Annotated in this window: 11 protein-coding genes; 3 read left to right on the top strand and 8 right to left on the bottom strand. The window is 41.7% G+C overall.

Features of this window, described 5'->3' with window-relative positions; translation table 11 throughout:
- Positions 1–89: 89 nt before the first annotated feature.
- Positions 90–980, bottom strand: a complete 891-nt coding sequence (locus tag J7384_RS00855) for a LysR family transcriptional regulator (RefSeq protein WP_209110270.1) — start codon at positions 978–980, stop codon at positions 90–92.
- A gap of 442 nt (positions 981–1,422) precedes the next feature.
- Here J7384_RS00855 and J7384_RS00850 point away from each other — a divergent pair, with 442 nt between their 5' ends.
- Positions 1,423–2,133: an alpha/beta hydrolase gene (locus J7384_RS00850; RefSeq protein ID WP_209110268.1), complete on the top strand. Its 711-nt coding sequence runs from the start codon at positions 1,423–1,425 to the stop codon at positions 2,131–2,133.
- 327 nt (positions 2,134–2,460) lie between these two features.
- Here J7384_RS00850 and J7384_RS00845 read toward each other — a convergent pair whose 3' ends face one another.
- From J7384_RS00845 to J7384_RS00825, 5 genes are all read right to left on the bottom strand, one after another.
- Positions 2,461–4,530 (bottom strand): methyl-accepting chemotaxis protein, encoded by a 2,070-nt coding sequence (locus tag J7384_RS00845; RefSeq protein WP_209110266.1) that lies wholly within the window; start codon positions 4,528–4,530, stop codon positions 2,461–2,463.
- Between the two features lie 108 nt (positions 4,531–4,638).
- Positions 4,639–6,027: a TRAP transporter large permease subunit gene (locus J7384_RS00840; protein ID WP_209110264.1), complete on the bottom strand. Its 1,389-nt coding sequence runs from the start codon at positions 6,025–6,027 to the stop codon at positions 4,639–4,641.
- A 2-nt stretch (positions 6,028–6,029) separates the two neighbouring features.
- Positions 6,030–6,569 (bottom strand): TRAP transporter small permease subunit, encoded by a 540-nt coding sequence (locus J7384_RS00835; RefSeq protein WP_209110263.1) that lies wholly within the window; start codon positions 6,567–6,569, stop codon positions 6,030–6,032.
- Between the two features lie 93 nt (positions 6,570–6,662).
- Positions 6,663–7,727 (bottom strand): TRAP transporter substrate-binding protein, encoded by a 1,065-nt coding sequence (locus J7384_RS00830; RefSeq protein WP_209110261.1) that lies wholly within the window; start codon positions 7,725–7,727, stop codon positions 6,663–6,665.
- 49 nt (positions 7,728–7,776) lie between these two features.
- The gene (locus tag J7384_RS00825; protein ID WP_209110259.1) at positions 7,777–8,820 is read right to left on the bottom strand and encodes a DcaP family trimeric outer membrane transporter; all 1,044 of its coding nucleotides are present in this window, start codon (positions 8,818–8,820) and stop codon (positions 7,777–7,779) included.
- Positions 8,821–9,322: 502 nt separating this feature from the next.
- On the opposite strand from J7384_RS00825, the gene J7384_RS00820 reads away from it, so the two are divergent.
- Positions 9,323–9,517 (top strand): hypothetical protein, encoded by a 195-nt coding sequence (locus tag J7384_RS00820; protein ID WP_209110258.1) that lies wholly within the window; start codon positions 9,323–9,325, stop codon positions 9,515–9,517.
- 314 nt (positions 9,518–9,831) lie between these two features.
- On the opposite strand, the gene J7384_RS00815 is transcribed toward J7384_RS00820, so the two are convergent.
- Positions 9,832–10,290 carry a hypothetical protein gene (locus J7384_RS00815; protein ID WP_209110256.1) on the bottom strand — a complete coding sequence of 153 codons (459 nt, stop codon included), beginning with the start codon at positions 10,288–10,290 and terminating at the stop codon, positions 9,832–9,834.
- A gap of 122 nt (positions 10,291–10,412) precedes the next feature.
- Here J7384_RS00815 and J7384_RS00810 point away from each other — a divergent pair, with 122 nt between their 5' ends.
- Positions 10,413–10,652 carry a hypothetical protein gene (locus tag J7384_RS00810; protein ID WP_209110254.1) on the top strand — a complete coding sequence of 80 codons (240 nt, stop codon included), beginning with the start codon at positions 10,413–10,415 and terminating at the stop codon, positions 10,650–10,652.
- 162 nt (positions 10,653–10,814) lie between these two features.
- Here the strand turns inward: J7384_RS00810 and J7384_RS00805 are convergent, their stop codons facing one another.
- Positions 10,815–11,822 (bottom strand): isocitrate dehydrogenase, encoded by a 1,008-nt coding sequence (locus J7384_RS00805; protein WP_209110253.1) that lies wholly within the window; start codon positions 11,820–11,822, stop codon positions 10,815–10,817.
- Between the last annotated feature and the right edge of the window lie 37 nt (positions 11,823–11,859).

The following is an 11,859-nucleotide window of genomic DNA, read 5'->3' as shown; positions in this document are numbered from 1 at the left end:
TAATCCAAATTGTTGAAAACAAAATCGAATCTACGATTGTTAATATAACGGTTAGGGACAGCAAGCTTAGCTTTAAAGTCAGGGCTTTGTTAAGCGTCAGATTCCAGTTTCAGTCTTAATTCGTTTAAGTATAGCTGGAGTGCTTTAGACGAATTGTTTTCATGCCATGCTGCGCCAATAGTTGGTTGGTTATTTTCAAAATTGAATGGTTTGTGAACGAGTCCTGTGGGTAAATCGGAAACCACATAGTCAGCAACTATAAATGCCGCAGATTCATTGGCAACCATGCGCAGCGCTGTGCTCACTTGTTTTGGTTGCAATATTATATCAGCTGAAACCCCGGCGTTATCAAATTTTTTCATCCACCACTGATACAGTTGCGGATTCATGGCTTTATTAAAAAATACGCATGGCAGGTTATTGATATCCTTAAGAGAAATATTTTTTTGCTGTGCCAATGGATGATTGGCAGGCAGTACAATTCCCCACTTGCCGCTGACAATAGGCCTGTACTTTAAGGTAGGATGAAGAGCGGGTAATAAGGCAAAACCAATATCAATCTCACGCTCTTTTACTGCATCGAAGATCCTGTGTGTAGGTAAATCCAGTTGTTGAATAACAATGTTAGGATGTACGGCTTTTGTTGCTAAAATACTGCTCAGCACAATATCTAAATTAAGGTATTCTGCAAAACCAATGGTTAACTTCGGTTGCGTAATTTCACTCTTTTCTTGTGTGGTGCGCTCTAAGGTATTGAGGTCTTTAATTATCTTTTGGGCGCCTTCGTAGAAATACTTACCTGCCTCAGTCAATTTAACACTGCGCCTGTCCCTTTCAATCAATTGCACATTCAATTGAGACTCTATTGACTTTAGCTGATACGAAAGAGCCGGTTGAGTAAGGTGCAAGCGTCTAGCCGCACGTAAAAAGTGCAGCTCCTCAGCAAGGGCAATGAAATATTTAAGCTGTCGTATTTTCATATGCTCTTTATAAAAAAATTTATAAGAAGTACAACTGTATTAATTGGCTAATTAGCGCTAAGTCAGAAAAAATCGCAGGGTCTTGTTATGAGAATGTCACTATGAAAAAAATAGCTACAACCAGGGGTGCAGCGTTTATCACAGTATTGCCCATACTGTTTGTTCTTGAACCTAGAATATTTGATTGGCCTGTCGCGCTAAAAGCACTGATTGTTTCGGGCATCATGGTTTTGACAATGACGTACATTACCATGCCATTGATCACGTGGTTGAAAAAACTGTTAGGTCTCTCAGTTAAATAGCGTGTTAAAAAATATTTGCTATACAATGGCTTACCGATGTTGCTTCAGTCTATGAAGACATGGCCTTAAAAAAACAGTGTTTAGACACGTGAGTTTTGTTAACGAACTTTGCTAAAAGCATTAGTTCTGAAGGAGGAACTTTGAAAATATTATTACATGCTTTACTTTTGTTTCCATTTACCTTATTTGCATCTGAAAAAAGGCTCGTTGAAGTAAATGGGTTTAATGTCGAATACCAAGTTGCAGGCTCGGGGGAACATGTAGTGGTTTTAGAGGCTGGTGGAGGCGCTTCTTTATCCGATTGGGATCCAGTGTATGAAACGATTTCTTCGATGTATAAAACAATCCGTTATTCAAGGGTTGGTAATGGCAAGTCCAGTAAGACTGACCGACACTTTACTTCAGATTTATATGCTCAACATTTAAAACAACTTCTAGACATATTGGATGTAAATTCACCATTCACGCTCGTCGCTCATTCATACGGTGGAAGCATTGCAAGGGATTTTGCAGCGCTATATCCAGAGAAATTAAGTTCTTTGCTTTTAGTTGAACCTTCATCAAAACATGATGTGGATATTCTTCGAGCTATAGATCTCGAAAAAGGTAATAAAGAAATCGAACAAATAAAACTCGACGACATGAAGAATGGAATGTCTAATATATACTTGGATTTTTGGAGTAAGCGCCCTTTACCTGATTATCCGCACATTCCTGATATACCATTAACAGTCATCGTATCTGTCAAAACAATGAAACCCCGCCAAACCTATTCTTTTCATACTCTGGCAGGAGGATGTGGGGAGAATTATGGAAGAATTGGGCGAGCCAATTTCCTAGGGGAGAAGTAGTTTTGACAACATTGAGCGGTCATCATGTACAATTCGACGAACCAGAATTGTTGATTAAGGAGCTAAAAAAGCTCATACACAGAACGTATGAGTACTAAGAAAAACAATTGTCTGTGGGATGTTTTCGCTTTCACTATTTACTAGTTTGCTTCTGAAACAATAAGTCCGCTTAACGTACAAAACTTATTAACACATATAGAAATTAGAAAGGCTGTTTTTGGTATGAGGCAGAATATCTGCCTCATTTATTTATACATCAAGCGGGTGTCGCCGAAGTCCGCTTTTGATACAAAACGGACATTTCGCCTTGAAAGTCCTAAAGACTTGTTAAACGATAAATTTATTAATCGCGCCATTTAACGTGCGGTTACTATCAGCCAACTCTTGATTACTGGTCATAGACTGCTCGCCGTTTTGATATAAATCGGTGACAACCATCTGAATGTTATTCATATTACCGCTAATTTCCTCGGTCACTGTACTTTGTTGCTCAGCCGCCGCAGCTATTTGTGTGTTTAAGTCGTTCACTTCGGTGATTGACTGTGAAACTTTGGCCAAGCTACTAGACACTTCAAAGGTATTGTCGGTGGCTAATTGACAACTGGTTTGCGTTGCTTTCATTGCCTGTACGGCAAGCTCGGCATCGGTTTGTACCTTGCTCAGAATTTGATTAATTTCTTCTGTACTGGTTTGCGTACGAGAAGCAAGTGCACGCACTTCATCAGCTACTACTGCAAATCCTCGACCTTGCTCGCCAGCCCTTGCAGCTTCAATTGCCGCATTGAGGGCGAGTAAATTGGTTTGCTCTGCAATTTCACCAATAACTGCCAGCACGTTGACGATTTCTTGGGTGTTGTCATTCATTGTATTGATGCTTGTTGCCGCTTGCTCAATTTCTGTTTTAAGGGTTTCAACACTTGCGGTGGTGGCATCAACAATATGTTGCGCTCTATCAGCGTCTTGATTGGCAATTTGAGTGGCCTGTGCCGACAAACTCGCACTTTCGGCGACACTTGCTGCCGTTGCACTTAATTCTGTAATTGCGGTGACCACTTGCTCGGTTTCTTGGGCATGGCTACTGAGCGCTTGATGATTGTATTGAGCCTGTTTACTCAAGTTGTCTATATTGTGATTGATTTGCCCTGATGAAGCCGTTAACTCTTGTAATATTGCCTGCAAGTAGGCAATAAACTTATTAGAAGCATGAGTAATTTCGGTAATTTCGTCTTTGCCCTCAACAGACAACCGAGAGCGCAAATCAGCTTGCCCGCTGGATAGGTTAGCAATGCGTTCTTTAAGTAAGTCTAACTGGCTAACAATTTTATTAGTAAGCCAAATGAATAGCGCAATGCTCGATAAGGTAATAAGGGCTAGTAGAACAATGCTCTCGGTGGTTTTTTGGTTAAAAATCGTTTTAGTTGCTTGGGTTAACTGCTGTTGCGCGGTTTTTATATCGCTTTCATAGGTGCCGGTGGCAATAATCCAGCCCCACTGAGGAAAAATTTTACGCGCGTAAGCAATTTTGTTTTCTGTTTGATTAGTTGCTGGGTTGTTAAACGCCATATCGACAAATGCATCGTCTTTACCCAAGATTAAACGAGCGACTTTTTCAGTGTTTTTTATACTCGTACCAACAATTGCTTGTTTGGGATGAGCGAGAATAACACCGTTGTGATCTTGCACCCAAAAATAACCATTATCGCCAAATCTCGCTTTGGTTAACATAGTGAGTGCGTCGGCCTTTTTGCTCTCTTGTAAGGCTTTTATATAGTCGCCGGTGGCGATAATAATATTCAATGGCTCAAAGTACATTGAGGCGGTAATCTTACTCTCAATATTGCCTGATTTAGGGTTTTTAAACGCGTACTGGCTAAAGCCTATTTCAGTGTTTTTAGCTGCTTTGACAATTTCCTGTGCGAAGTAAACGCCATTGATATCGGTAGCGTTTTTAGCTTCAGTACCAATAGCAGCAGGGTTCAAACTGTGATGGCGATAAACCAAAGAGTTAGCATCATAGCTAAAAACGTAGCGATCTTTACCCCATAAGTATCCATTTAAAAAAGCGTCAATGTATTTTGCTGCAAGCGCTGAATTGGGCTCATTGTGATATATGGTATTTGCTGTTTGCCATATTTTGGTGAGCTCGGCGCTGAGCTCTTGTTTAATGTTTTCTATCTGTGCTTGTTGGTAGAAAATATCGGCAGACAGCGTTGCGGTATCTATTTGCGACTTGAGGTTGCGTTCTAGTGTGCTTTTAACAGCAAGGCCAACGTTGTCAAACTCGGTTTTTAGCACTGTCTTTTGCGTAAACAATGTTTGCCCGATAAATACCGCGCCAAGCAATAATAACGATAGGCTAGCGAGCAATATCAGCTTTGCTCTAATGGTCATGTTCATGTTTATTTCCTACTCCTAAATGATAATAAACGGCTAAAAACAAAATTAGCCATGCTCTAAAAAGAGGATGGCTAATGAGAAAAATATACTTTTGTGACAGATAGTTAATTAATCACCATAGATGATTGACGGCAGCCACAGTGCGATATCCGGATAGATGATCAATAAGGTCAAACCGAGTAGTTGCAGTAAAATAAACGGCACAACACCTTTGTAAATATCTGTTAGTTTTATATCTGGAGGACATACGCCTTTGAGATAAAACAGGGCAAAGCCAACAGGTGGTGTTAAAAATGATGTTTGCAAAGTCAATGCTATTAGCATGACAAACCACACCAGTGTCGGTTGGTCTAATACGCCGTAACTGTCAACGTTAAAGGTTAGTTCGGCAATTACCGGTGCTAACAATGGCAATACAATTAACGTGATTTCAATCCAATCAAGTAAGAAACCCAACAAGAATACAATCACAAGTATCGCGATTAACACGCCGTAGTCACCAAACGGTAAGCTGGTTAGTGCCTCAGTAATCAGTTCGTCACCACCGAGCTCTCTAAGAACAAAAGAGAAAATGGTGGCACCGATGAAAATAGCAAAAATATAAGCAGTGGTTTTGTATGAACTCATTAGCACTTCTTGAAATACTTTTAAGTTTAAGCGCTTGTTCCACCACGCCAGTAATGTCGCGCCTAGTGCACCAATACCACTGGCTTCTGTCGGAGTTGCAACACCTGCAAAAATAGAACCTAAAACCACGATAATTAATGTAATTGGCGGGGCAATCGCTTTAAGTACATCGACAATAACGTGCCAATCTAATTCACGACGATCTTCAGACAAAGGCGCAACTTCAGGCTTGAAAAAGGCCATTAATAAAATGTATATCAAATATACCGCGCCTAGCATTAATCCAGGGAACACCGCAGCAGTGAACAAATCACCTACCGACAGTGCTAATTGGTCAGCCATGATAACCAACATAATACTCGGTGGAATTAAAATGCCCAGACAACCCGCGCTACAGATGATGCCGGTTGAAAAGGTTTTCGAGTATTTTTGCCTCATCATTGCTGGTAGCGACATTAAGCCAAGCAAGACGACTGACGCCCCAATAATGCCGGTTGATGCGGCGAGAATAATACCGATTAACGTGACTGTAATACCCAAGCCGCCGCGCACTCGGCCAAAAAGTTCTTGCATCGCGAGCATCATGCGCTCGGCAACACCAGACTTATCGAGCATTAATCCCATATAAATAAACATGGGCAGGGCGACCAAGACCCAGTTTTCCATCAGTGAGAAAATTCTCGATACCGTGATCCCCATTACATTGAGATCAAGGCCAGTAAAGGTCTCTAAATAAATATCTGAAAAGTAACCGATGGCGCCAAATAAAACGCCAATACCGCCTAGTACATAAGCAATAGGAATACCGGTGAACAAAAAGCCAATGAAAGAAACAAACATGGCGATGACTAAAATTTCATTAAATTCCATGTTTAATTCTCCGTTTCTAAAAGCTGAATAACATTGCGAATCATGCGAGCAATAACCGCTAGTGCCAGCATGATAAAACTGCTTGGGATAACGGCTTTAATCAGCCAACGATATGGTAAGCCCAAAGGGGATACTGATGATTCGTTGAGTCGATAGGCGGTGGCGACATAGTCGATGCTGTTATAAGCAACCACGTAGACCATAGGCAGAGCAAAGAACAGGGCACCAAAAATTTCCCATTTGATCACTGTGCTTGGTTTTAAACGAGATGCGATAACATCAACCCGTACTTGTGAGTTAGTGATTTCGGCGTACGAGAGGCCAAACATGATGCCAATGGCGTAAAGGTGCCATTGAATTTCTTCAAATAAAATGAGGCCATTGTTAAAGCCATAGCGCATGACAACATTAACAATGATGACCAGAATAAGTAGTGCTGACGACCAACAAAATAGATTTGCACTAGCAATGATAAGTTTTTCGAGCTTGTTGGCTAGCGATAAACTGGCGTGTTTCCAGCCAGACGTTTGCGCGGTAAGCATTGCGAAGTCCTCTTAAAGTAAAAAGGCCCGAGGTAGTAGCTGAGGGGCGCTATAAACCTCGGGCAAAGGCAGTAAAAACTGCTTAGGTTGGCGTTACAAACTCGGTTTGGCGCGCGGTAAGAAAGCGTTTGATTCCCACAAATCGTACTCTTTTCTAAACGCCGCTAGATCTTGATAAATTCTCTTGAAGTCAGGGTCTTGTGCAGACTGCTCGGCAACAACTTCACGCCATTTGCTGTCAAAGGTTGCCAGCATTTGATCTGACCAGTATTTGTTAATAACACCTTTTTCAACATTTTCTTTGATAACCGGCGCTTGAATCGCTTCACCGTAGGCGAGGGCGTCTAAGGTTGCTGATTTACAAATGTGCTCAATTACCGCGTGTTGACGTTCACTCATTTTGTTCCAAACGTCTTTGTTGATGATCAGTTCCATCATAGTGGCTTGCTGATGCCAGCCAGGGAAGTAGTTGTATTTTAATAACTTATTTAAGCCGATACGCTTATCGACAACTGGCATTGAAAACTCAGTCGCGTCGATGACTTTTTTCTCTATCGCAGGGAAAATTTCGCCACCCGGCAGGCCAACAGTACTAACACCAAGTTTTTCCATCACTAGCGCACCTAAACCAAAAAAGCGCATTTTTAAGCCTTTTAAGTCTTCCGGTGAGTTAATTTCTTTACTGAACCAGCCAGATGTTTCTGGTGGCAACATACCGCAAATTTGTACTTTTACGTTGAGCTGTTTGCTGTCGTAAAGTTCTTGGTGCAATTTGTTACCGTTACCTTGGTAAAACCACGCTAAGTATTCTGGTGCTTCTGGGCCAAATGGAATTGACGAAAACAAACGCGCAGCGGGGATTTTTCCGCCCCAGTTACCGGCAGTAGCAAAGCCAGCTTGAACTTTACCGGTAGAAACGGCGTCGAGAATTTCTTTAGGGTTGACGAGCTTATTTGGCTCGTAGATTTTCATCTTAATACTTTTGCCGCTTAAGGTTGTGATGTTGTCAGCAACGTACTTAATGGGTGAACCAAGTCCGGGCAAAACTGTGTTGTAGTAAACTGGGATTTTTAACAGTACGCGTTTCTCAGCAAGTGCTGAGCCAGAAAACATACTAAGTGCAAGTGTGCTAAATAAAAGGGTTTTTAATGGTTTCATTGTGATTCTCCACAGCAGGCATTAGGCCTGCTGGCTAAATTAGGTAAAATTAAAGAACGTATTTGGCTGATAGCTGGAAGTAATCTGAGTCTCCAGATTCGGTTTTGTAGTTACCTAACTCACCGCCGACACTGAAATGAGGGGTAATGCTTTTGATCAGGTTAACGCCCCAGTGTTTGCGGTCTGCGCCAATTTCATCAATTTTTACTGCACCGTAATACGCACTTGAGCGCCACGATTCATTCCAAAAATGTCGATAGGCAAGGGTATACGCTTGAGCTTCGTGGATATCACCGTTAGTGGCTAAGTCGTTGATGTTAGCGGCAGGGCTAACGTAGCGGCCTGAACGGCCATCGCTGTATGAAAAGCGAAAATCGTCTTTGCCGAAGGTTTTGATGCGACCGTGAACGTTGTAGGCAAACTGTGTACCGTCAGCGGCGGTAACATCGTCATTGTTGTCTAAGTTACGCATTAAACCAGCGAATGCGACCTGGCCCCAGTCACCTTTGAAAGTATAGCGGGCAACAACATCTGGAATGGATTGGCTTGCGCCCGATTGCGTTGATGGATTCTCCAAAGCTAACTCAAGGCCACCGTTAGTGTAGCGAATTTGACTTTGACGGATAAATACTTGGCCGACATGGGCACCACCAAAATCAAGTGCATCAGCAATTGATACCAATGGCATAAAGGTTGACCACGTTTGGCCTAACGTCCACTTGTCGTATTCAACATAAGCGTGGCGTAAACGCAGCGAATGACCACCAGTGACCGTTTCAGAAGCGCCAGTAGGTTGTTGGTCGTCGTAGAAGTCCCACTCGAGAACTGCTTTGATTTTAGTGTTTAGGTACTTGATGTTAAAACGAGACTCTCGAACGTTGAAGCGAGTTTCATTGGTGTTAGGTTGTACGCGATTGTTGCCAATCCAGAAATCTAAGTAAGCTAAATCGCCCTGAACGTTGCGCAAATCCGCTTTAAAGTAACCACCAAAAGACAAGGTATGGTCTTCGTTAATATCTACGCTATATTCGGCGTTTGATGCTGTGCTGGCCAGTGCCGAACAAACAGCTAAAGTAATTGCTAGCTTTTTCATTGTTTCACCTATTTGTATTATTTAGCACTGCAACAGCGGCGGAGTTTTTATAGTTGAGCCACGCAAACAGTACTGTCCCCAAGTCGAGGTAAACAATAAAGCAGACGCCTAGTAGGTAAAATCCGGAATACTACGGAGTTTTTCTACGGGTTTTCCCGTAGTTTTTTAGTGAAAAAGTGTAGGTGAAATAAGTGAAAGCTAGATGCATTGGGAACTAGCGCGAGTTCGAGTAAAAGATGAAGCCAACTTACTACTTTAGTCGTAAATTTGCCGATGTTGTCAATTTACTAATGCCAATGTTACTAAAAATACGTGTGAAGATATTTTAGATACAACTGTTTACCGCGGAAGCATCAATTTCTAGCGAGAATATACTTTTAATAGATAAATAAAATGCTTTATGGTTGGGCTTTGCTGCGAATTTACTGGTTAATAAACGGTCCTAACCAGTAAATTATGATCAGTTTAGAGCTCTGAAATTAAGTGCTATGAGGCAATTGATATGTTGCTTGAGGCGAGCTCTAGGTCTGTATCTTGGGCAGTGATATCACTGTCGTTATCACTCGCTCTTTTTGCAATGCTATCTAACTTTACGGTGTCTTTGGCAGGTGTTGAAGTGGCTTTAGGTGCAGCGCACGCCATTAACGTATACGGCGAAAAAATCATGGTGTTTACCTTACTGTATGGTGATCAATAACGGTGACCACATCAACCAATTGCTGATTATTGATTGCTTGTTATTGATGTCGCGAGCTAATTGTGATTTTGCCACCTAGTTTTCGGGCGCGATTTTAGAGTAAAAACTCATTTTCTGCAACGTTGAAGCTAATAAATTGTTTAAAAAATTAGCATTGTTAGTCCGAATAATGGCGCGCTTGACTCGATATAGCTTCATCGTAAAAGGGTAAAGTAAACTTAAGTGTTTTAAGGCGGATAGCGATGCTTAGCGTAGCCTTGGAGTTAAGCACCGCTGATATCAATTTTACAAATTCAAACGCTTTGCCTTAATGGTCAACATTTATCACTGGCAAGTGTGCAACGCATTTTGGTTTGTGTACGCACTAAACTACACCATTTACCTTTTTTGGTTTTGCAAAAATCATTTTCAAAAGGATCATCAACTTCATGACAGCACTTGTCGTTGCTGAGTGCGAGGAAGCCAACTTTCTTGGCGGCACTAATGGCTTCAGCAGCATTGCAGCCTACTTGGTCACTAGAATAGCTAAATAACTGTTTTATTGTAATGTCACCAGCTTCTTGAATTAAGCATTTTAGAATAAGGAATACTTCTTGGGTGGGGGCTGCGTCAGCTAAACTATCAAAAATTGCTTGATCAGGAATGTTTTCTGCTGGTGTACTCGTTTTAGGGCAGTTACATGGGCTTGCGCTAGCGGTTGTTGGCCTTTGTTCAAGTTGCTCAACTTTTTGCATTAACGCACCAATATCTTTGCCCAATTGATATTCGTTCATGGTTTGGCTCCTGTTGATCTTATTGAGTTGCCAAGGTTTCTCTCGCGATTGCGGTAAACCAACAGCTAGCAACAGGTAATTAATACTCTCTTAGTATAGCCAATACGTGCTATGGTAGGCTGATGAAATATAACATTAGAAAAATGGACTGGGCCAAGCGTAGGCCTAGCGATGAAAAACCAACGATTATTGATGTAGAAGTAGAAAATTTAAAGCCAGAGCACAACCACTTTTGTCAAATGATAGTGACTTATCAAAACGGTGACCAACAAACTTTGTTTAGCAGAGTCTTGTATAACGAAAAAACCGGTAAGTGGAGTTTAGATGGGATGCACGTGGTGTTAGATATCATCGAGTTTTAGCGGTAGCGGTTTCGGGTGTTTTAGATTGAAGGGCTGGCTATACCGTTCGTCCTCGGGTCTGGCATCCTGCTTTGCTCTACCTCGTATATCCATATACTCGTGAGCATAAAAAAGCCATCGCAATGCGATGGCTTTTTAGTCTTTACAAAATAGGTAAATCGTTTATAAGCGTTCTAAAACAGCATCAGTAAAGTCTGTTGTACCGTGGCTGCCGCCTAAATCGCGAGTAGTGCGATCACCAGACTCAATAACGTCTTTAATTGCGCGACGGATATTGTCTGCTTTATCGGCCATGCCTAAGTATTCAAGCATTTGAATTGCCGCTAAAATCACTGAAGTTGGGTTCGCTAAGTTTTTACCAGCGATATCTGGCGCACTGCCGTGAACTGCTTCAAAAATAGCACAGTCTTGGCCAATATTGGCGCCTGGTGCCATACCTAAACCACCAACGAGGCCAGCACATAAGTCAGATAAAATGTCACCAAATAGGTTAGTAGTAACAATCACGTCGAATTGCTCTGGGTTCATTACTAACTGCATACAACAGTTATCAACGATCATCTCGCTTGATTCGATGTCAGGGTATCTTTCGCCAACTTCACGAGCAACTTTTAAGAATAAACCTGAGGTTGATTTTAAAATGTTAGCTTTGTGAACAGCGGTAACTTTTTTGCGACCTTCTTTACGGGCAGTCTCATAAGCAAACTCAACGATGCGCTCTGCACCTTCACGAGTGATTTGGCTCATTGCTTCTGCAGTTTCGCCACACTCAGAAACGGTTTGACCTAAACCAGAGTACATACCTTGGGTGTTTTCACGAATGGTAATAATGTCGATGTTGTCGTAACGCGCTTTAGTACCTTTGAATGAAAGTACTGGACGAACGTTAGCGTATAACTGAAATTGCTTGCGCAGGGTTACATTGATTGATGTGAAGCCTTCACCAACGGGTGTCGTTAATGGACCTTTTAGGGTGATTTTGTTCTTTTCAATTAACTTTAACGTTTCTTCAGGAACTAATTCACCGTGGTTTTCTAAAGCAGTTAAACCTGCGTCAGCAAATTCGTAGTCAAAGTCACAGCCAGCTTTGTCTAAAACTTTGATGGTTGCATCGATAATGCTCGGGCCAATGCCATCACCAGGGATGACCGTAATGGTTTGTTTTGCCATACAATTTGCTCTTTTAAATGATGTTCATAAACTAAGG

The sequence above is a fragment of the Endozoicomonas sp. G2_1 genome (genome assembly GCF_017744155.1).
Classification (GTDB): domain Bacteria; phylum Pseudomonadota; class Gammaproteobacteria; order Enterobacterales; family Alteromonadaceae; genus JAGHQT01.
This window is presented reverse-complemented; position numbering and strand designations above follow the sequence as displayed.

Bases quoted from the DNA above. Each gene is read 5' to 3' on its own strand.
- J7384_RS00855 (WP_209110270.1), bottom strand. From the start codon at position 980: ATGAAAATACGACAGCTTAAATATTTCATTGCCCTTGCTGAGGAGCTG.
- J7384_RS00845 (WP_209110266.1), bottom strand. From the start codon at position 4,530: ATGAACATGACCATTAGAGCAAAGCTGATATTGCTCGCTAGCCTATCG.
- J7384_RS00840 (WP_209110264.1), bottom strand. From the start codon at position 6,027: ATGGAATTTAATGAAATTTTAGTCATCGCCATGTTTGTTTCTTTCATT.
- J7384_RS00835 (WP_209110263.1), bottom strand. From the start codon at position 6,569: ATGCTTACCGCGCAAACGTCTGGCTGGAAACACGCCAGTTTATCGCTA.
- J7384_RS00830 (WP_209110261.1), bottom strand. From the start codon at position 7,727: ATGAAACCATTAAAAACCCTTTTATTTAGCACACTTGCACTTAGTATG.
- J7384_RS00825 (WP_209110259.1), bottom strand. From the start codon at position 8,820: ATGAAAAAGCTAGCAATTACTTTAGCTGTTTGTTCGGCACTGGCCAGC.
- J7384_RS00820 (WP_209110258.1), top strand. From the start codon at position 9,323: ATGTTGCTTGAGGCGAGCTCTAGGTCTGTATCTTGGGCAGTGATATCA.
- J7384_RS00815 (WP_209110256.1), bottom strand. From the start codon at position 10,290: ATGAACGAATATCAATTGGGCAAAGATATTGGTGCGTTAATGCAAAAA.
- J7384_RS00810 (WP_209110254.1), top strand. From the start codon at position 10,413: ATGAAATATAACATTAGAAAAATGGACTGGGCCAAGCGTAGGCCTAGC.
- J7384_RS00805 (WP_209110253.1), bottom strand. From the start codon at position 11,822: ATGGCAAAACAAACCATTACGGTCATCCCTGGTGATGGCATTGGCCCG.